Raw genomic sequence first — 19803 nt, 5'->3', positions numbered from 1 at the left:
TGGTTTAGCAGTTACCTGTTAAATGCTTGTTCGGTTAGGCTTCAAGCTTAAGCGCCCGTAGCTCAGCTGGATAGAGCATCCGCCTTCTAAGCGGATGGTCGCAGGTTCGAGTCCTGCCGGGTGCGCCATTAGGCAGCTTTGGCAAGCAAGTAGGCTGTAATGCGATATGGTGGGCGTAGCTCAGTTGGTAGAGCGCCGGATTGTGATTCCGGTTGTCGTGGGTTCGATTCCCATCGTCCACCCCATATTCTTCAAGGGCGCCTCGATAGCATCTGGCGCCTTTGTTTTAAGCGTTACGCGGACGTGGTGAAATTGGTAGACACACTGGATTTAGGTTCCAGCGGCGCAAGCTGTAAGAGTTCGAGTCTCTTCGTCCGCACCATGCTTCTGTAAGGTTGTACCGTAACACCGCAATATGGTGGGCGTAGCTCAGTTGGTAGAGCGCCGGATTGTGATTCCGGTTGTCGTGGGTTCGATTCCCATCGTCCACCCCATATTCTTGAAAAGGCGCCTTGATCGTGAGATCGGGCGCCTTTTTGTTTTTGGGTTTTTGGGTTTTTGGGTTGATGTGTGGTTGTGGTGTGCATGCCTTTAGAGATTTGGCGCCTGTAAGATCGAGCGCCGCCCGCGCGGCGCTTCGCGGGTAAACCCGCTCCTACGTTTGTTTCGGGCCAGTCCATCCTGTGCCGGGCGCGCGCGACCGCCTTGTTTGTACGACGCGATATCGAGGCGTGCGCCAAGGCGTTCGCGCGCAAATGCCACAGGAATGATTGGCCCGAAACAAACGTAGGAGCGGGTTTACCCGCGAAGCGCCGCGCGGGCGGCGCTCGATCTCACAGGCGCTGCAAGGCTCAAATCGTTCACCCTACAGGCGCTGCAAGGCTCAAATCGTTCACCTCACAGGCGCTGCAAGGTTCGGATCAGGCACTTCGCAGGCGCCAACCCGCCCCAAGCCAATCTATCGCCAGCCATATCACACTCCCGCCCCTTGCAATCCTCTGGTGACACCCCAATAAAAGCTGTTAGATTTCAGCCGGTTGAAACGCCGGCCCAGTTGGCCGACAGAGGAACACCCCAATGATTGCAAAAGAAGCCCGTCAGGCCCTGGCGCTGCAGCGCTTTGCCGAAGCCAATCCGCAGTTGCTCGAGGAGATCCGCGAGCTGGATGCGCGCGAGCAGGCCCAGCAGATCGAGTGGGCGTTCGAGGACGCTGCCGAGGAGCAGGGTATTCAGCCCTGGGAGCTGGCGCTGCAATTGATCGCCGAAACCCCGGAGCAGCTTCAGGCCATGCGCCTGGAAACGCACCGTGAGGTGGCCGAGGCGCTGGGGATGGAGTGGGAAGAGTACTGCCAGTTCAACGAAATCGACCCTGAATAAAGGAAGCGAATTCGTTGCTGGCAGTTGTTTGACAAGGTATTTCGGCCGCAAGTCGCCCCAGGCGCCGTGCGGCCCTTATTGAAGCAGGCCTGGCGGCAAGCCGTGCGGGCCTTGAAAGTTAATCGACCGGCGTGGTTTCTCGTCGTCCCGAGTGGGGTGACTTCTGCTGCGCGACTCACTAGAATGCTTGCCCTTGATTCTGGAGTCGGGCTAACGCCGGCTAACGTCTGTGCAACGAGGAATATCCATGCAAGTTTCTGTTGAAAACACTTCCGCTCTCGAGCGCCGCATGACCATCGCCGTTCCGGCCGAGCGCGTCGAGAACGAAGTCAACAAGCGTCTGCAACAGACTGCCAAGCGCGCCAAGGTTGCCGGCTTCCGCCCAGGCAAAGTGCCAATGAGCGTGATCCGTCAGCGCTTCGAAGCCGATGCCCGTCAAGAGGCTTTCGGTGATCTGGTCCAGGCTTCCTTCTACGAAGCCATCGTCGAGCAGAAGCTGAACCCGGCTGGCGCCCCTGCCGTTGAGCCGAAGTCCTTCGAAAAAGGCAAGGACCTGGAATTCGTCGCCATCTTCGAAGTGTTCCCAGAGTTCACCGTTGCCGGCCTGGAGTCGATCAATGTCGAGCGCCTGAGCGCCGAAGTGGCTGACGCCGACCTGGACAACATGCTGGAAGTGCTGCGCAAGCAGAACACCCGCTTCGAGGCCGTCGAGCGCGCCGCGCAGAACGACGACCAGGTCAACATCGACTTCGTCGGCAAGGTCGACGGTGAAGTGTTCGCCGGTGGTTCGGCCAAGGGCACCCAGCTGGTACTGGGCTCCGGCCGCATGATCCCAGGCTTCGAAGACGGCCTGGTTGGCGCCAAGGCTGGCGAAGAGCGCGTTGTCAACGTGACCTTCCCAGAGGACTACCAGAACCTGGACCTGGCTGGCAAAGCTGCCGAGTTCACCATCACCGTCAACAGCGTTTCGGCTCCCGCCCTGCCAGAACTGAACGAAGAGTTCTTCGCCCAGTTCGGCATCAAGGAATCGACCCTGGAAGGCTTCCGCGCCGAAGTTCGCAAGAACATGGAGCGTGAACTGCGCCAGGCGATCAAGACCAAGGTGAAGAACCAGGTCATGGACGGTCTGCTGGCCGCCAACCCGATCGAAGTGCCGAAAGCCCTGCTGGAAAACGAAGTCAACCGTCTGCGCGTGCAGGCTGTTCAGCAGTTCGGTGGCAACATCAAGCCTGAGCAACTGCCAGCCGAGCTGTTCGAAGAGCAAGCCAAGCGCCGCGTAGTGCTGGGCCTGATCGTTGCCGAAGTGGTCAAGCAGTTCGAGCTGAAGCCGGACGACGCCAAGGTTCGCGAGATGATCGAAGAAATGGCTTCGGCTTACCAAGAGCCTGAGCAGGTCATCGCCTGGTACTACAAGAACGACCAGCAACTGAACGAAGTGCGTTCGGTTGTGCTGGAAGAGCAAGTTGTAGATACTGTTCTGCAGAAAGCGACTGTGACCGACAAATCGGTCTCGTACGAAGATGCCGTTAAACCAGCCCAGGCTCCTGCCGACGCTGAGTAACAGGCTTCTCTCGTAGGAAACCCCCACAAGCCAGCCTTCGAGCTGGCTTGTGCGTATTCAAGCCATGACTATTTGGGAGTGAGCGCAGGACATGTCCCGCAATTCTTATATTCAGCAGAGCTCTGACATCCAGGCCGCAGGCGGTCTGGTCCCGATGGTTATCGAGCAGTCCGCCCGTGGCGAACGCGCCTACGACATCTACTCGCGCCTGTTGAAGGAGCGAGTGATCTTCCTGGTGGGTCCTGTAGAAGACTACATGGCCAACCTGGTAGTGGCGCAGATGCTGTTCCTTGAGGCGGAAAACCCGGACAAGGATATCCATCTTTACATCAACTCCCCTGGCGGCTCGGTGACGGCTGGCATGTCGATCTACGACACCATGCAATTCATCAAGCCGGACGTCTCGACCATCTGCATCGGCCAGGCCTGCAGCATGGGTGCCTTCCTGTTGACTGCCGGTGCCAAGGGCAAGCGTCACTGCCTGCCTAACTCGCGGGTGATGATTCACCAGCCGCTGGGCGGCTTCCAGGGCCAGGCTACCGACATCCAGATCCACGCCCAGGAAATCCTCAGCATCAAGGCGCGTCTCAACGAGCTGCTGGCTTACCACACCGGCCAGGACCTCGAGACCATTCAGCGTGATACTGAGCGTGACAACTTCATGAGCGCCTCGCGCGCGGCCGAGTACGGCCTGATCGACTCGGTCTACGACAAGCGGCAACTGGCCTCCTGAACCGGGGTGTCAGAGCAGGTAGGCGCGGAAAGCGCCTACCTGCGGACTTGAAAAAGCCCGCAATTGCCTTCATCTTGTGTTGCAAGCCTACCGGATTGGATCGATCGAATGACTGACACCCGTAACGGCGAGGACAGCGGCAAATTGCTCTATTGCTCCTTCTGCGGCAAAAGCCAGCACGAAGTGCGCAAATTGATTGCCGGGCCCTCGGTATTTATCTGCGACGAGTGCGTCGACCTGTGCAATGACATCATCCGTGAGGAGGTGCAGGAAGCCCAGGCCGAGAGCAGCGCGCACAAATTGCCTTCGCCGAAAGAAATCAGCGGCATCCTGGACCAGTACGTCATTGGTCAGGAGCGCGCGAAGAAGGTGCTGGCCGTAGCGGTGTACAACCACTACAAGCGCCTGAATCAGCGTGACAAGAAGGGTGACGAAGTCGAACTGGGCAAGAGCAACATCCTGCTCATCGGGCCGACCGGCTCGGGTAAGACCCTGCTCGCCGAAACCCTGGCACGCCTGTTGAACGTACCGTTCACCATTGCTGACGCCACCACCCTGACCGAAGCCGGTTATGTGGGTGAGGACGTCGAGAACATCATCCAGAAGCTGTTGCAGAAGTGCGACTACGACGTGGAAAAGGCCCAGATGGGCATTGTCTACATCGACGAAATCGACAAGATCTCGCGCAAGTCGGACAACCCGTCCATCACCCGTGACGTCTCGGGCGAGGGCGTGCAGCAGGCACTGCTGAAACTGATCGAAGGCACCGTGGCCTCGGTTCCGCCGCAAGGCGGCCGTAAGCACCCGCAACAGGAATTCCTGCAGGTTGATACCCGCAACATCCTGTTCATTTGCGGTGGCGCATTCTCGGGCCTGGAAAAGGTCATCCAGAACCGCTCCACCAAAGGTGGTATCGGTTTTGGCGCCGAAGTGCGCAGCAAGGAAGAGGGCAAGAAGGTTGGTGAGTCCCTGCGTGAGGTCGAGCCGGACGATCTGGTGAAGTTTGGCCTGATCCCGGAATTCGTCGGCCGCCTGCCGGTGCTGGCGACCCTCGACGAGCTGGATGAGGCTGCGCTGATGCAGATCCTCACCGAGCCGAAGAACGCCCTGACCAAGCAGTATGCCAAGCTGTTCGAGATGGAAAGCGTCGACCTCGAGTTCCGCAGCGATGCGCTCAAGGCCGTAGCGCGCAAGGCCCTGGAGCGCAAGACCGGCGCCCGTGGCCTGCGTTCGATCCTCGAAGGCGTGCTACTCGACACCATGTACGAGATCCCTTCGCAGAAGGATGTCAGCAAGGTGGTGATCGACGAAAGCGTCATCGAAGGCACCTCGCAGCCGCTGATGATCTACGAAAACAGCGAGCCGCACGCCAAGGCCGCGCCAGACGCCTGATTCAGGCAATGGCCGGTTGACGGTTGCAAACCAGAAGGGGGCCTACGGGCCCCTTTCTGCTTTTCCTGCGCTAGCGCTTGTAATTTCCCAAGCGTGCCCCCACATTAGGTCCAAGCATCATTTCCACCGGTTTCCGGCCATAAGGCCGCTGTAGAGGCGAAATCATGAAGACCACCCTCGACTTGCCTCTTTTGCCATTGCGCGATGTCGTTGTTTATCCGCATATGGTTATCCCGCTGTTTGTGGGGCGCGAAAAGTCCATCGAAGCCCTCGAGGCAGCGATGACGGGCGAAAAGCAGATCCTCCTGCTGGCCCAGAAAAACCCAGCCGATGACGACCCGGGCGAGGACGCCCTGTACCGCGTCGGTACCGTTGCCACCGTGCTGCAACTGCTGAAACTGCCTGATGGCACCGTCAAGGTGCTGGTCGAGGGCGAGCAGCGTGGCGCCGTCGAGCGTTTCACCGAAGTTGAAGGGCACATCCGTGCCGAAGTCTCCCTGATCGACGAAACCGATGCCGCCGAGCGCGAGTCGGAAGTGTTCGTGCGCACGCTGCTGTCGCAATTCGAGCAGTATGTGCAGCTGGGCAAGAAAGTCCCTGCCGAAGTGCTGTCTTCGCTCAATAGCATCGAAGAGCCAGGGCGCCTGGTCGACACCATGGCCGCACACATGGCGCTGAAGATCGAGCAGAAGCAGGAAATTCTCGAAATCGTCGACCTGACCACCCGTGTCGAGCACGTGCTGGCACTGCTGGATGCCGAAATCGACCTGCTGCAGGTCGAAAAGCGCATTCGTGGCCGGGTCAAGAAGCAGATGGAGCGCAGCCAGCGCGAGTACTACCTGAATGAGCAGATGAAGGCCATTCAGAAAGAGCTCGGCGATGGCGACGAAGGCCACAACGAGGTCGAAGAGCTGAAAAAGCGCATCGAAGCCGCTGGCTTGCCCAAGGATGCCCTGGCCAAGGCTCAGGCCGAGCTGAACAAGCTCAAGCAGATGTCGCCGATGTCGGCCGAGGCCACCGTGGTGCGTTCGTACCTCGACTGGCTCGTGCAGGTGCCGTGGCAAGCCCAGAGCAAGGTTCGCCTGGACCTGACCAAGGCCGAGGAGATCCTCGATGCCGACCACTATGGCCTCGAAGAGGTCAAGGAACGCATCCTCGAGTACCTTGCCGTGCAGAAGCGCGTCAAAAAAATCCGCGGCCCGGTACTGTGCCTGGTCGGCCCGCCTGGCGTGGGCAAGACCTCGCTGGCCGAGTCGATCGCTGCTGCCACCAACCGCAAATTCGTGCGCATGGCCCTGGGTGGCGTGCGTGACGAGGCCGAAATCCGCGGCCACCGCCGTACCTACATCGGTTCCATGCCGGGCCGCCTGATCCAGAAGATGACCAAGGTAGGCGTGCGCAACCCGCTGTTCTTGCTCGACGAAATCGACAAGATGGGCAGCGACATGCGTGGCGACCCGGCCTCGGCGCTGCTGGAAGTGCTCGACCCAGAGCAGAACCACAACTTCAACGACCACTACCTGGAGGTCGACTACGACCTCTCGGACGTGATGTTCCTGTGCACCTCGAACTCGATGAACATCCCGCCGGCGCTGCTCGACCGGATGGAAGTCATCCGCCTGCCGGGCTACACCGAGGACGAGAAGATCAACATCGCGGTCAAGTACCTGGTGCCCAAGCAGGTCAAGGCCAACGGCCTGAAGAAGGACGAGCTGGAAGTCGATGTGTCGGCCATTCGCGACATCATCCGCTACTACACCCGCGAAGCCGGTGTGCGTGGCCTGGAGCGGCAAATTGCCAAGGTCTGCCGCAAGGTGGTCAAGGAACATACCGGGCAGAAGCAGGTCAAGGTCAAGGTCGCGAGCGAGCAGCTGGAGCACCTGCTGGGCGTGCGCAAGTTCCGTTACGGGCTGGCCGAGCAGCAGGATCAGATCGGCCAGGTTACCGGCCTGGCCTGGACCCAAGTGGGCGGCGAGCTGCTGACCATCGAAGCCGTGGTCATCCCCGGCAAGGGCCAGTTGATCAAGACCGGTTCGCTGGGCGATGTGATGGTCGAGTCGATCACCGCCGCGCAAACCGTGGTACGCAGCCGCGCCCGCAGCCTGGGTATTGCTGCCGACTTCCACGAAAAGCATGACGTGCATATCCACATGCCGGAAGGCGCCACGCCGAAGGACGGCCCAAGCGCTGGTGTCGGCATGTGCACCGCGCTGGTGTCGGCGCTGACGCAGATTCCAGTACGTGCCGACGTGGCCATGACTGGCGAAATCACCCTGCGTGGCCAGGTACTGGCCATTGGCGGGCTGAAGGAAAAACTGCTGGCGGCACACCGTGGCGGGATCAAGACGGTGATCATTCCCGAGGAGAATGTTCGCGATCTGAAGGAGATTCCGGAAAATATCAAACAGGATCTGCAGATCAAACCGGTCAAATGGATTGACGAAGTCCTGCAAATTGCGCTGCAATACGCCCCGGAGCCCTTGCCAGATGTGGCTCCGGAGATTGTCGCGAAGGATGAAAAGCGCGACGGCGATGCTAAGGAAAGAATTAGCACGCATTAAGTAGTTTTTGGCTGGGGGGCTTTCCTTGACAGTTTTTTCGGGGCCTTGCTATAAAGCGGCACGCTATTGTCATCAGGCCACCCAGCGCACGTTTCATAAGCTTTTCATTACATACTTAGAAACAAACTCAATAGAGAAATAAGGGGACTTAGAGTGAACAAGTCGGAACTGATTGACGCTATCGCCGCATCTGCTGACATCCCGAAAGCTGTAGCCGGCCGCGCGCTGGACGCAGTAATTGACTCCGTGACCGGTGCCCTGAAAGCAGGCGACGACGTCGTTCTGGTTGGCTTCGGTACCTTCTCGGTCAAAGAGCGCGCAGAGCGCACCGGCCGTAACCCGCAAACCGGTAACGCGATCAAGATCGCTGCCGCCAAGGTTCCAGGCTTCAAGGCTGGCAAAGGCCTGAAAGACGCCGTCAACTAAGTCGTCTCTTTCAGCCGGACCAGGCTTGGCCAGGTCCGAGCACGGTGATGGCGGGTCGCAAACGTTCCCGCCTGACACGTTTGCTAAGAAAAGGCGCATCCTCGGATGCGCCTTTCTTTTATCAGGATTCTACCCACGCTCCGCGGTTGTCGACGCAGTGGTACAGCCGTTTCTGGGGGACGCATGCTGCAAAATATCAGGGACAATTCACAAGGTTGGATTGCCAAGACCATCATCGGCCTTATCGTCGTGTTGATGGCGTTGACCGGCTTCGAAGCCATTTTCCAGGCCGCCACCCATAGCCAGGACGCCGCCAAGGTGAACGGCCAGACCATCAGCCAGAACGAGCTGAGCCAGGCGGCCGACATGCAGCGCCGTCAGCTGATGCAACAGTTGGGCAAGGATTTCGATCCGGCGCTGCTGGATGACAAAATGCTGCGTGAAGAGGCGCTCAAGGGCCTGATCAGCCGTAAGCTGCTGCTGCAAGGCGCTGAAGATGCCAAGTTCGCCTTCTCCGAGGCTGCGCTGGATCAGGTGATCCTGCAGACACCGGAGTTCCAGGTGGACGGCAAGTTCAGTGCCGACCGTTTCGACCAGGTGATCCGCCAGATGGGTTACGGGCGCATGCAGTTCCGCGACATGCTCGGCGAGGAAATGCTCATCGGCCAGCTACGCACCGGCCTGGCCGGCAGCAGCTTCGTCACCGACCAGCAGGTTGAGGCGTTTGCCCGGCTGGAAAAGCAGACCCGTGATTTCGCCTCCCTGACCTACAAGGCCGACCCGGCCGCGGTCAAGGTCAGCGATGAAGAGGTCAAGGCGCACTACGACCAGCACGCCAAGGAGTTCATGTCGCCTGACCAGGTGGTGATCGACTACGTCGAGCTGAAGAAGTCGGCGTTCTTCGACCAGGTCAAAGTGACCGACGAAGAGCTCAAGGCGCAGTACGAGAAGGAAACCGCCAACCTCGCCGAACAGCGTCATGCCGCGCACATCCTCATCGAGGTCAACGACAAGGTCACTGACGCCCAGGCCAAGGCCCGTGCCGAAGAGATCGAGCAGCGCCTGGCCAAGGGTGAAGACTTTGCCGCGCTGGCCAAGGAGTTCTCCCAGGACCCAGGTTCTGCCAACAGCGGTGGTGACCTTGGCTTCGCCGGCCCGGGCGTGTACGACCCGGCGTTCGAAGAGGCGCTGTACAAGCTGCAAGGTGGCCAGGTCTCTGCGCCGGTGCGCACCGAGTTCGGTTATCACCTGATCAAGCTGCTGGGCGTGCAGGCGCCAGAAGTGCCGAGCTTCGCCAGCCTGAAGGACAAGCTGACCCGCGACCTGAAGACCCCGCTGGTCGAGCAGCGTTATGTCGACGCCAGCAAGCAGCTGCAAGATGCCGCCTACGAGGCTTCCGACCTGGCTCAGCCGGCCCAGGACCTGAACCTGAAGGTGCACACCTCTGCAGCGTTCGGCCGTGAGGGCGGTGAAGGCATCACTGCCAACCGTTCGGTGGTGCAGGCTGCGTTCTCCGAAGAAGTGCTGGATGAAGGTGCCAACAGCACCGCCATCGAGCTCGACCCGGAAACCACCGTGGTACTGCGCGTCAAGGAGCACCGCAAGCCGGAGCAACTGCCGCTGGAGGCCGTGGCCAAGAACATCAGCGAACACCTGGCCAAAGAGAAGGCGACTGCCGAGCTCAAGACCAAGACCGACAAGCTGATTGCCGGCCTGCGTGACGGCTCCATCGCAGCGGGCAGCGTGCACGAAGGCCAAGGCTGGAAAGCCTACGAAGCAGTCACCCGTGGTGAGGACGGCATTGATCCGGCCGAACTGCAGGCGCTGTTCCGCCTCGGCAAGCCACAGGCCAAGGACAAGCCTGTGTATGGCAGCGTGGTGCTGCGTGACGGTAGCCTGGTAGTGCTGCAGCTCAAAGGCGTCAACGAAGGCGCTGCCGCCACCGACGAAGAAAAGCAGCAGATCCGCCGCTACCTCGCGTCGCGTGCTGGCCAGCAGGACTTCGCGGCCTATCGCAAGCAGCTGGAAGCCAATGCGGACATCACCCGTTACTAAGGTGATCTTCGTATGAAGAAACAGGCCGCCTTGTGCGGCCTGTTTCATTTCTGCTGCCTGGGCCGGCCTCTTCGCGGGTAAACCCGCTCCTACAAATACCGCGCTGGATTCAGGCCCGGCTCAATACCTGTAGGAGCGGGTTTACCCGCGAAGAGGCCTGCACAGGCGCTACAAGGCCTATCGTTTCACCCCTTCATAGTTATCCAGCGTATCCCGCGCAATCTCCCGCCCCAGGGCGATCAGCTCTGGCGCCTTGTAAAACTCGAAAAACCTGCACACCCGCTTGGGCACGTTGATCAGCACATCCGGTGGATAGCCGGCAATCTTGTACTGTGCCAACGAGGTCTGCATGACCTCGAAGCTCTGGTTGATCAAGTCCAGCAGCGAAGCGGGCCCCACGTTGTCGATGATGAACGAGCCGGTCGCCGACTTTGGCGCGCCCTCGCGCTCCGGTGCCGCCGCAGGTTGCTGGGCCTCCGGGTCGGCGGCATCGGCCAGCCACGGGTTGGGTGGCGCCAGCCCTTCGGCGACGATTTCCTGTTCGATGCGGATCAGCTCCTCTGCCGGCTTGCGGCGGAATGGCAAGCGTGAGCCCAGCGAGCTCAACAAGGCGTCAAAACGCATCTTGAACGCCGCCGGGCGCTCGATCACCGGCAACTGGTACTGCTTCTGGTTGGTGGCGTTGAGGTTGACCGCGATGATCATGTCGCAGTGGCTGGACACCACCGGCACGATCGGCAGCGGGTTGAGGATGCCGCCGTCGACCAGCATGCGGTTGCCTTGCATCACCGGCGTGAACAGGCTGGGGATTGCCGCCGAGGCGCGCATGGCCTGGTGCAGGCAGCCCTCCTGAAACCAGATTTCCTGCTGGTTGGTGAGGTCCGTCGCAACCGCTGTGTAGGGGATGCGCAATTGCTCGATGTTGATTTCGCCGACGATCTTGCGGATCTGGCCGAACACCTTGTCGCCACGAATCGCGCCCAGGCGAAAGCTGACGTCGACCAGGCGCAGCACATCCAGGTAGTCGAGGCTCTCGATCCAGTTGCGGTAGTTTTCCAGCTTGCCGGCAGCGTAGATGCCGCCAATGACCGCCCCCATTGAGCAGCCGGCGATGCAGGCGATGTCGTAGCCGCGGCGCTCGATTTCCTCGATCACGCCGATGTGTGCATACCCCCGGGCTCCGCCCGATCCCAGTACCAGCGCCACACGTTTACTCATGAACATTCCCCGGCCAGTGCAACCATGGTCCTACAATGCACCCATCGCTGCCTGTGCTTCAATGTAGATCGCGCTGAGCTACTGTAATAAAGCTGGCTGGGCAACGCTGGCCGGGCAGGGCACTTTTCAGCTGCCGGGGCGTCGAACAGCCACCGTTTTTTCCATTGAGGAACTACCCATGAAAGCCTGGATCTGCCTTCCACTGATTGCCTTGGCCCTTGCGGGCTGTGCAGGCAAGACGGCCTACCGTGACAGCTGCGCAACCCAGCTGGATGCCGCCTGGAAGGAGCTGGACCTGGCCAAGGCCGAAGGCTTTGCCGGTGCCGTGAGTTACTCCAAAGCCTTGTCGCTGCTGACCGGGGCCAAGACCCAGCAGCAGTTCGAAGGGTATGAAAGCTGTACCAACAAAGCCGAAAAGGCGCGCTTCTACATTCGTGAGTCTCGCGCCGGGCGCTGACCAAGGAGCGTCTCATGTCTGCCATGCTCGATCATGTGGTTGCCCAGCTCCTGGCCTTGCAGGTGCGCCTGCTGGCCTGCCGTGAGCGCCTGGCTGCCGATACCGACAGCGAAGCCTTGCACGACCTGCGCACCACCTTGCGGCGCCTGCGCAGCCTGCTGCGGCCACTGCGCGGGCTGCCTGGGGTGGAGCAGCTGGAGGATGCCGCCAGCGCGCTGGGTACCTTGACCACGCCGTTGCGTGACCGCGAGGTGTTGGCGGCCGAACTGATCGGACGCGGTTATGCCGCAGCCGGGCAGCGGCGCCTGGAAGGGCGTGGCAGGACCTTTGCCAGCGTCGCAGCCAGCCCACAGCTGACCCGGGTGCTGGCGATTGTCGACGCGTTCCCGCTGTTCCTGCGGGCGGCGGGCCGCGAAGGCCTGGTCAAGGCGCTGGAAAAGCGCATCGACAAGCGTTTGGTCAAACAGTGGCGCAAGCTATATAAAGCGCTGCAGGACCCTGCTCACGATCGTCATCGCTTGCGCTTGCTGATCAAGCGTGCGCGGTACGGCGATGAGGCTTACCCGCAACTCGACCATGCTGGCAAAAAGCTGCAGCGCTTGCTGAAAAAGGCGCAGGGCGACCTGGGCGATTGGCACGACCGTCTGCAGTGGCTGCTGCAGGTGCGCGAGCATGCCGACCTGGCACCGTGCAAAGTGGCCTGGGAGCAGGAACTGCACGAAGCCGAGCGCCAGTCAGATGTGACGCTGGATGCCCTGCAGCAGGCGTTGGCGCGGCACAAGCCCGAACAATGACCGATATGCGGGCTGATCGCCTGCGGTTTGCTGGCTAGGATGGGCAGACCTTTTTCGCTGTAGGCAGGAGCCGGCCAATGAATTTCAACCAACTGCTTGACGCCGTACGGGCCAACCCGGACGGCGTCAGTGTCCCGCCCAGCTGGGCCCAGGGCCGTGCCGCCTTTGGCGGGCTGATGGCGGCCATGGTGTACGAGGCCATGCGCCTGAAACTCTCCGACAGCCGCCCTGTGCGCTCGCTGGCCATCAGCTTCGTGGCGCCGGCAGCGGCAGATGTGCCCATCCGCTTTGAAGTGGAGGTGCTGCGCGAAGGCAAGGCGGTCAGCACCCTGTTGGGGCGCGCCATTCAGGATGGCCAGGTGGTGACCCTGGTGCAGGGTAATTTCGGCGCCGGTCGTCCTTCGGTGGTCGAGGTGCCAGCGTTACCGGCCATGGAAATGAAAGCGCTTGAAGACGCGGCCCCTGAGCTGCCCTACATCAAAGGTGTCACGCCTGAGTTCATGCGGCATGTGGCCTTGCGCTGGGCGGTGGGTGGGTTGCCGTTCAGTGGTAATCAGTCGCGCAAGATGGGTGGCTGGGTGCGGTTGCGTGATGTGGCCGAAGAGCAGGTTACCGAGGCGCACTTGTTGGCCTTGGTCGACGCCTGGCCGCCAAGCTTGATGCCGTTTCTCAAGCAGCCCGCTGCCGGCAGTACGCTGACCTGGACCATCGAATTCATCCAGCCCACGGCGAAGTTGTCGACGCTGGACTGGTGCCGGTATTGCGTGGAGACGGAGCATGCGCGGGATGGCTATGGGCATGCGGCTGCAGCACTGTGGACGGCGGACGGCGAGCTACTGGCCTTGAGCCGACAGACTGTGACCGTGTTTGCTTAACAGGCAGACACAATCCCCTGTAGGAGCGGCCTTGTGTCGCGATAGGGCCGCAAAGCGGCCCCGGCAATCTTTACTGCGAAGCTGCAATCGTGGGGCTGCTGTGCAGCCCTATCGCGACGCAAGGCCGCTCCTACAGGGATTGCGCATGATCATAGGATCAATGGCGATGCTTATGCCGCTCCCGCCAGGCCTTCCACCAGGCCCCGCTCAGCACAAAGCGCGGGAAGGTGATGAACTGCTCGGTCAGCAGGCGCTGCACGGCATCCTGGCGGTTGGCGAACGGCTCGGGCTGTGCGGCCTCCAGGCGGTGGCCATGGCGCTGCAGGCCCAGGCCGGCGATCAAGGCAATGATGCCGATCGCTATCTGGCCCAGGTCCAGGCCGAACAAGCCGGATAGAATCAGCAGCGCACCCAGAATGAACAACGGCACGGCGATCAGGTGCAGCACCAGGTTGGTCGGGTGGCGATGGTTATGGTGGTAGCCGCGCCATTGCCAGGCGGGCAGGTTGGGCAGGCGTTTGCTCATGGGCATTTCCTCATCGTCATGCCCCAAGCTTAGTGCGGCCCCCGGGCAGGGGCCAATCGAGGCTGGCTATGGCGACTATAGCTTGAGCTGGCCAATGGCTTTGTTCAGTTCGCCAGCCAGGGTCGCCAGTTCGCTGCTGGTGGTGGCCGAGCCCACCGTCTGTTGCACAGTCTGTTCGGTCACATCGCGGATGCTCACCACGGCGCGGTTCATCTCCTCGGCTACCTGGCTTTGCTGCTCGGCAGCTACGGCAATCTGGGTGTTGCTTTCGCGCATCTGCGCCACGGCGCCGGTAATTTCGGCCAGTGCTTCACCGGCTTCCTGGGCCTGCCGGACGCAATCGTCGGCCTTGTAAGAGCTTTCTTGCATGAATTCCACCGCATCGCGGGTGCCCGATTGCAGGGCCGAGACCATGGTGGTGATCTCGTCGGTGGAGGTTTGTACGCGCTTGGCCAGGTTGCGCACCTCATCGGCCACCACGGCAAAGCCGCGGCCCAGGTCGCCGGCGCGGGCCGCTTCGATGGCCGCGTTGAGTGCCAGCAGGTTGGTCTGTTCGGCGATGCTGTGGATCACACTGACCACGCCGTTGATTTTCTGGCTGTCTTCGGCCAGCTGACGAATCATCTCGGCAGTTTGCTGCACGCCGCTGGACAGCCCGGAAATCGAGTCCTGCACCCGGCTGACGACTTCTTTGCCGCTGCCGGCCAGGTTGTCGGCGGTTTGTGACAGGTCGCGGGTGGCGCCGGCATGCTGGGCAATGTGATACACGGTCGCCGACATTTCGTTGATGGCGGTGGCGGCCTGGTCGGTCTCGCTCTGCTGGCCGAGCATGCCGTGGCGCACGTCACTCATGCTGGCGGCCAGGCGCGCGGCGCCCGAGTCCAGTTTTGCGGCAGTGTGGGCGACGGTGCTGACCACGCGGTGGTAGGTTGCCTGCATGGCGTTGAAGGCCCCGGCCATCTGCCCGACCTCGTCACCACAGGCCAGCGGCACGCGGGCAGCCAGGTCGCCGGTTTTTTCCACGTGCAGCATCACGTCCTTGAGGGTGTTGAGCTGGCTGAGCAAGAAGCGGATCAGCAGTTGCGACGCCCCGAGCATGGCCAGCATCAGGATCAGCACGCAAACCGCGTAATTGCTGAAGCGGTCGAAGAACACCTGGCGCAGGCTTGGCGACTGGGCCAGTACCGCCACTTGCTGGTCGCCGCTGCGCAGCACCTGTGCGCCATGTAACGGGTTGTTGCCGAGGATCCGGGCGGCAGGCAGTTCGACCCAGCCCTGGGCGTTGCGCAGGGCTTCGAGCGGTTCACCCGCGAAGGTAGGCGTTTGCCCGGCCGACCAGCTGATGATGTTGGCCGGGCGGGGCAGCGGCTGCCCGGCTGGCCAGGCGGCCAGCAGCTGGGCTTGTGCCGCTGCCTGGGCCTGCGCCGCCTCGGCGCGGGCGCGTTGCTCCAGGTGCACGGCGTAGAGCACCAGCAGCAGGGTCGTGACAAAGGCCACCGCATTGACGGCCCAGAACTTGTACTTCAGGGAAACATTGCTAAGCCAGGCACCCATGGGCAGGTCTTCTCTGAGTTGAGCGGAAACAATATTGGCAAGGTGCCATCATTGTGCCTGCCCAAGCCAGGTTCTTTCTTGATATGTATCAAGAAAGATCCGCCGTGTTTCATGCGCGATATCCAACGGCTTGCGCAAATCCCTGTAGGAGCGGCTTTAGCCGCGAACACCGGCGCAGCCGGTGCCATCTATCGCGGCGCCTGATTCGCGGCTAAAGCCGCTCCTACAGGGATGGTGTCAGCTTCAGAGTTGGAAAAACGCCCGCGCTGTCGCCGTGGTATGGGCTGCGGTGTGCTCGATCGACTCCCCCCGATGCAAGGCCACCTCGCGCAACACCTCCGGCAGGAACGCCGGCTCGTTGCGCCCGTTCTTTGGCTTGGGCCGCAGGCTGCGCGGCAGCAGGTAGGGCGCATCGCTCTCCAGCATCAGCCGCCCTTCGGCGATGTTGCCCACCAGCGGATGCAGGTGCGTTCCGCGGCGCTCGTCGCAGATCCAGCCGGTAATGCCGATGTGCAGGTCCATGTCCAGGTAGGCGAACAGCGCGTCGCGCTCGCCGGTAAAGCAGTGCACTACCGCACCGGTCAGGTGGTCGCGGTAATCCTTGAGGATCGCCAGCAGGCGTTCGCTGGCATCGCGTTCATGCAGGAACACTGGCAGGCGCAGCTCGGCGGCCAGGGCCAGCTGGGCTTCCAGGGCTTTTTCCTGCAGCGGGCGAGGGGAGAAGTCGCGGTTGAAGTCCAGGCCGCATTCGCCTACCGCGCGTACACGCGGCTCATTAAGCAACTGGCGCAACTGGCGCTCGCTGCCGGTATCCCAAGCCTTGGCATCGTGGGGGTGTACACCCGCCGTGGCAAACAGGTGCGCGCCGCTCGCATCGAGCTGTTGGCAAAGCTCCAGCGCCTGTTCGCTGACTGCCAGGCTGGTGCCAGTAAGCACCATTTGCGTGACCCCAGCCTCAAGGGCACGCTCGACGATTGCCGCCTGCTGGTCGTGGAAACTGCTGTTGGTCAGGTTGACGCCAATATCGATCAGTTGCATGGTGTTGACTCGTGCCGCGGGGCGGCCAGCATAGCAAAAACCGCGTTTTTCTGAAAAAACCAAGAACTTCATGCTGTTGCCGTGGTCTTTTACCGTCATTTCTCACTTGGCGGTGCAACCCCATGGATGCCGGCCACCGACCACGGACACGTTTTCGCATGCTGCGATGCTGGCTTATCTTCCTGCTGTCGCTTGGGCTGGCCATGGCGGGCCCGGCCCACGCGCGCCTGCCGGGGCCACAGCAGAACATTCCCCCCGCCAAGGTGCGAGACCTGCAACAGATTCGCACCAGCAAGGTGCTGCGGGTGCTGGTCAATCAGAGCCGCAACAGCTCCGGTGAAGTCAAGGGCGAGCCCGTCGGCATCGAGTACTATCGCCTGCGCGCACTGGAGCATTACCTAAACGCCCGCGCCGGCGATGGCCAGCAGGTCCAGCTAAAGCTGATTCCGCGCGCCAAGGAGCAGCTGCTGGGCGCCTTGGCACGCGGTGAGGGTGACCTGGCCGCGCCGGGCGAGTTGCTCGATCCGAGCCTGGTGCGCGGTGTCAGCAGCAGTGCGCCAATACTCGACCAGGTGCCGCTGTTGTTGGTGGGGCGCAAAGGTGAGCGCAGCTTCAGCCATGTCGAACAGCTGTCTGGGCGCACCGTAGCCTTGACCAGCGCCAGTGCCGCCGGCCCGCTGATCCAGCAGGTCAACCAGCAACTGGCACTGCGCAAGCGGGCGCCGATCAAGGTGGAATGGGTGGACTCGACGCTGGCGGTGGAGGATGTGCTGGAAATGGTCCAGGCCGGCATCTATCACCTGACGGTGGTCGAGCAGCCGATTGCCCGGCGCTGGGCTCGGGTGATGCCGCGCCTGCGCCTGGATAGCCGCGTACACCTGGGGGCGCCACAAGCCATGCGCTGGTATGTGGGGCGTAATGCACCGCAATTACTGGCTACGGTTGATCGCTTTTTGCAGGGCTACCGTGCGCCGGACAACCAGGATGCCGCGTTCGAGCGCATCTACCGCCGCCAGTACCGGGTGCACAACCCGTTGGCCAGCAAGGACCGCCAGCGCTTGACCTCGCTGCGGGCGGTGCTGCAGAAGCACGCGCAGGCGCAGCAGATCGATTGGCTCAACCTGGCCGCGTTGGCCTTCAAGGAGTCCACGCTCAACCCGGCTGCGCGAGGCACTGGAGGCGCCCATGGCCTGATGCAGATCACCCCTTCGGCGGCCCAGCGCGTAGGGGTGAGCAACACCGCCACGGTGGATGGCAATGTTCAGGCTAGCGCCCGCTACCTGGCGCTGATCCGGCGCAAGTTCTTTGCCAGTGCCAAGATCAACGAGCGTGAGCGCATGGCCTTTGTGCTCGCGGCCTACAATCTGGGCCCCGAGCGGGTCCAGGCCATGCGCGCCGAAGCCCGGCGGCGCGGGCTGAACGGTAACCAGTGGTTTTTCCAGACCGAACGCATTGCCATGGAGCAGGTGGGCATGGGGCCGGTCAACTTCGTCAACAGCGTCAACAAGTACTATTTGGCGTTCAACCGCGAGCGTGCCGTGCTGGAGCGAGTAGCAAAGCGCTGACAAATCTATTTTGTCGATAGTTATGTTGGGTTTTTTGCGATTTTCATATCTATTGAATTGATTATGATGACGCCCATCCCAACACAACTTCTTCGCTTCAAGGACGCTTCGACATGAACAACACTACCCTCAACGCCCTGTTCTCCACCCGTGCTGGCGCTGGCCTCAGCGTTATCCGCATCCTGGTTGGCATCATCTTCATGGCGCACGGCGCACAAAAACTGTTCGGCCTGTTCGGCGGCTATGGCCTGGAAGGCACCGGCCAGTGGATGGAAAGCATCGGCCTGGCCCCCGGTTACCTGATGGCGCTGCTGTCCGGCAGCGCCGAATTCTTCGGTGGCCTGGCCCTGGTGATCGGCCTGCTGGCCCGCCCGGCGGCCCTGGCGCTGACCGTTACCCTGGTGGTGGCAATCTTCTCTGTGCACATCGGCAATGGCCTGTTCATGTCCAACAACGGCTACGAGTTTGCCCTGGCGCTGCTGGCTGGCACCGTTGCGGTAATGATCGAAGGTGCTGGCCGCTTCTCGCTGGACCGCCTGATCGCTCGCTGATACGCCGCCACTGGCAAGATACAGGCCTCATACTGATTGAGGCTTGTATCTTGCCGCTTGTAGCTCTAGCATACCGCCTGCGCCGATTTAAACAGCTACTTGCGGGGCGCAGGAAAGCCCCACCTCCGGGCCATCCGAAATACCGCTAAAGCGCTGGTTCGGTGACGCCTCCCACCGCTGCCCAGCGGGATTCGCGAGGCGGAGAGAAACTCCATGAGTTGCCCACGTACCAGTGTCTGTTTGAGCCCTTTGCCTGCCAGCCAGGCGTCCCGCACACCGCGCATTCTGCTCGGCGGCCAGCATCAGCCCACTCTTTTGCGACACCTCGAAGGCCTGTCCCGGCGCAAGGGCCAGGCGCGTGCGTTTCTGATCCAGTTCGCCTATACCGGCTGCCACCTCGGGCAATACGGCAATGACCGTTTTGACCTGGCCGTAATCCAGGCGCCGGCGCCGGAAGAGGCCGCTGAAGTCATCGGCCACCTCACCCGCATCGCCCGCCAAGGGCTGATTACCCGCCGCTGAGGAGCGCTTTTGAGCACCAACATCATCACCACGGAAGGCCACGAGGCGCTGAAGAAAGAACTGGACCACCTGTGGCGGGTGTATCGCCCGGAAATCACCCAGAAGGTTGCCTGGGCGGCGTCGCTGGGTGACCGCAGCGAAAATGCCGACTACCAGTACAACAAGAAGCTGCTGCGGGAGATCGACCGCCGGGTGCGGTACCTGCGCAAGCGTCTTGAGGACGTGAAGGTGGTGGCTTACTCGCCGCAGCAGGAGGGCAAGGTGTTTTTCGGTGCCTGGGTCGAGATCGAGAACGATGAGGGCGAGACCATGAAGTTTCGCATCGTTGGTTATGACGAGATCTATGGGCGCAATGACTACATCTCGATCGATTCGCCCATGGCCCGTGCCTTGCTGAAGAAGGAGGAGGGCGATGAGGTGTTGGTGCACACGCCTACCGGTGACGCGACCTGGTATGTGAACAGCATCACCTACGGCCAGTGAATTGATGTTGCCTGTGCGGGCCTCTTCGCGGGTAACCCCTCCCACAGGAGTTGCACAACCTTCAAGGATAATGCAGCACCTGTGGGAGCGGGTTCATCGAGGCGTCGAACCGCCG

At 61.5% G+C, this 19803-nt stretch carries 18 protein-coding genes and 4 tRNA genes; 18 read left to right on the top strand and 4 right to left on the bottom strand.

Features of this window, described 5'->3' with window-relative positions; translation table 11 throughout:
* Positions 1 to 51 precede the first annotated feature (51 nt).
* The 11 genes from ACIP1G_RS11445 to ACIP1G_RS11395 all read left to right on the top strand — a co-directional run bounded on the left by ACIP1G_RS11445 (position 52) and on the right by ACIP1G_RS11395 (position 10105).
* A tRNA-Arg gene (locus tag ACIP1G_RS11445) sits at positions 52 to 128 on the top strand.
* A 41-nt stretch (positions 129 to 169) separates the two neighbouring features.
* Positions 170 to 245: transfer RNA gene (locus ACIP1G_RS11440), tRNA-His, on the top strand.
* A gap of 52 nt (positions 246 to 297) precedes the next feature.
* Positions 298 to 382: transfer RNA gene (locus ACIP1G_RS11435), tRNA-Leu, on the top strand.
* Positions 383 to 418: 36 nt separating this feature from the next.
* A tRNA-His gene (locus tag ACIP1G_RS11430) sits at positions 419 to 494 on the top strand.
* 583 nt (positions 495 to 1077) lie between these two features.
* On the top strand, positions 1078 to 1377 hold the full coding sequence (locus ACIP1G_RS11425) for a DUF6388 family protein (RefSeq protein ID WP_025338418.1): 300 nt from the start codon (positions 1078 to 1080) through the stop codon (positions 1375 to 1377).
* Positions 1378 to 1624: 247 nt separating this feature from the next.
* On the top strand, positions 1625 to 2938 hold the full coding sequence (gene tig, locus ACIP1G_RS11420; RefSeq protein WP_346642938.1) for a trigger factor: 1314 nt from the start codon (positions 1625 to 1627) through the stop codon (positions 2936 to 2938).
* 91 nt (positions 2939 to 3029) lie between these two features.
* Positions 3030 to 3671: an ATP-dependent Clp endopeptidase proteolytic subunit ClpP gene (clpP, locus tag ACIP1G_RS11415; RefSeq protein WP_012271562.1), complete on the top strand. Its 642-nt coding sequence runs from the start codon at positions 3030 to 3032 to the stop codon at positions 3669 to 3671.
* 108 nt (positions 3672 to 3779) lie between these two features.
* Positions 3780 to 5063: an ATP-dependent Clp protease ATP-binding subunit ClpX gene (gene clpX, locus ACIP1G_RS11410; RefSeq protein WP_167069594.1), complete on the top strand. Its 1284-nt coding sequence runs from the start codon at positions 3780 to 3782 to the stop codon at positions 5061 to 5063.
* A 164-nt stretch (positions 5064 to 5227) separates the two neighbouring features.
* Positions 5228 to 7624 (top strand): endopeptidase La, encoded by a 2397-nt coding sequence (lon, locus tag ACIP1G_RS11405; RefSeq protein WP_400736695.1) that lies wholly within the window; start codon positions 5228 to 5230, stop codon positions 7622 to 7624.
* Between the two features lie 153 nt (positions 7625 to 7777).
* Complete coding sequence (locus tag ACIP1G_RS11400) at positions 7778 to 8050, top strand: HU family DNA-binding protein (protein ID WP_346642940.1); 273 nt, start codon at positions 7778 to 7780, stop codon at positions 8048 to 8050.
* A gap of 183 nt (positions 8051 to 8233) precedes the next feature.
* A complete protein-coding gene (locus tag ACIP1G_RS11395) occupies positions 8234 to 10105 on the top strand; it encodes a SurA N-terminal domain-containing protein (RefSeq protein WP_400736692.1) in 1872 nt (623 codons plus the stop codon).
* A gap of 177 nt (positions 10106 to 10282) precedes the next feature.
* On the opposite strand, the gene ACIP1G_RS11390 is transcribed toward ACIP1G_RS11395, so the two are convergent.
* On the bottom strand, positions 10283 to 11323 hold the full coding sequence (locus ACIP1G_RS11390; RefSeq protein WP_400736689.1) for a patatin-like phospholipase family protein: 1041 nt from the start codon (positions 11321 to 11323) through the stop codon (positions 10283 to 10285).
* Positions 11324 to 11501: 178 nt separating this feature from the next.
* Between ACIP1G_RS11390 and ACIP1G_RS11385 the strand changes: the two genes are divergently transcribed.
* The 3 genes from ACIP1G_RS11385 (at position 11502) to ACIP1G_RS11375 (ending at position 13449) form a co-directional block, all read left to right on the top strand.
* A complete protein-coding gene (locus ACIP1G_RS11385) occupies positions 11502 to 11780 on the top strand; it encodes a hypothetical protein (protein ID WP_346642943.1) in 279 nt (92 codons plus the stop codon).
* 14 nt (positions 11781 to 11794) lie between these two features.
* Complete coding sequence (locus ACIP1G_RS11380; RefSeq protein WP_400736686.1) at positions 11795 to 12574, top strand: CHAD domain-containing protein; 780 nt, start codon at positions 11795 to 11797, stop codon at positions 12572 to 12574.
* Positions 12575 to 12651: 77 nt separating this feature from the next.
* A complete protein-coding gene (locus ACIP1G_RS11375; RefSeq protein WP_400736683.1) occupies positions 12652 to 13449 on the top strand; it encodes an acyl-CoA thioesterase in 798 nt (265 codons plus the stop codon).
* Positions 13450 to 13606: 157 nt separating this feature from the next.
* Here the strand turns inward: ACIP1G_RS11375 and ACIP1G_RS11370 are convergent, their stop codons facing one another.
* The 3 genes from ACIP1G_RS11370 to ACIP1G_RS11360 all read right to left on the bottom strand — a co-directional run bounded on the left by ACIP1G_RS11370 (position 13607) and on the right by ACIP1G_RS11360 (position 16567).
* A complete protein-coding gene (locus ACIP1G_RS11370; RefSeq protein ID WP_400736681.1) occupies positions 13607 to 13975 on the bottom strand; it encodes an Mpo1-like protein in 369 nt (122 codons plus the stop codon).
* A 75-nt stretch (positions 13976 to 14050) separates the two neighbouring features.
* Positions 14051 to 15529 (bottom strand): methyl-accepting chemotaxis protein, encoded by a 1479-nt coding sequence (locus tag ACIP1G_RS11365; RefSeq protein ID WP_400736678.1) that lies wholly within the window; start codon positions 15527 to 15529, stop codon positions 14051 to 14053.
* 243 nt (positions 15530 to 15772) lie between these two features.
* The gene (locus ACIP1G_RS11360; RefSeq protein ID WP_400736676.1) at positions 15773 to 16567 is read right to left on the bottom strand and encodes a TatD family hydrolase; all 795 of its coding nucleotides are present in this window, start codon (positions 16565 to 16567) and stop codon (positions 15773 to 15775) included.
* Positions 16568 to 16725: 158 nt separating this feature from the next.
* Here ACIP1G_RS11360 and ACIP1G_RS11355 point away from each other — a divergent pair, with 158 nt between their 5' ends.
* From ACIP1G_RS11355 to greB, 4 genes are all read left to right on the top strand, one after another.
* Positions 16726 to 18132: a transglycosylase SLT domain-containing protein gene (locus ACIP1G_RS11355; protein WP_400736674.1), complete on the top strand. Its 1407-nt coding sequence runs from the start codon at positions 16726 to 16728 to the stop codon at positions 18130 to 18132.
* A gap of 113 nt (positions 18133 to 18245) precedes the next feature.
* Positions 18246 to 18683, top strand: coding sequence for a DoxX family protein (locus tag ACIP1G_RS11350; protein WP_019097176.1), 438 nt, complete (start codon positions 18246 to 18248; stop codon positions 18681 to 18683).
* A gap of 213 nt (positions 18684 to 18896) precedes the next feature.
* A complete protein-coding gene (locus tag ACIP1G_RS11345; RefSeq protein ID WP_400736671.1) occupies positions 18897 to 19205 on the top strand; it encodes a hypothetical protein in 309 nt (102 codons plus the stop codon).
* Positions 19206 to 19214: 9 nt separating this feature from the next.
* Entirely contained in the window at positions 19215 to 19688 is a 474-nt protein-coding gene (gene greB, locus ACIP1G_RS11340) for a transcription elongation factor GreB (protein WP_400736668.1), read from the top strand.
* Positions 19689 to 19803: the final 115 nt, after the last annotated feature.

It is taken from the genome of Pseudomonas sp. NPDC089392, assembly GCF_044749595.1.
Taxonomy (GTDB): domain Bacteria; phylum Pseudomonadota; class Gammaproteobacteria; order Pseudomonadales; family Pseudomonadaceae; genus Aquipseudomonas.
Note: the sequence above shows the minus strand (reverse complement) of the source record. Positions and strands in the feature narration are given on the sequence as shown.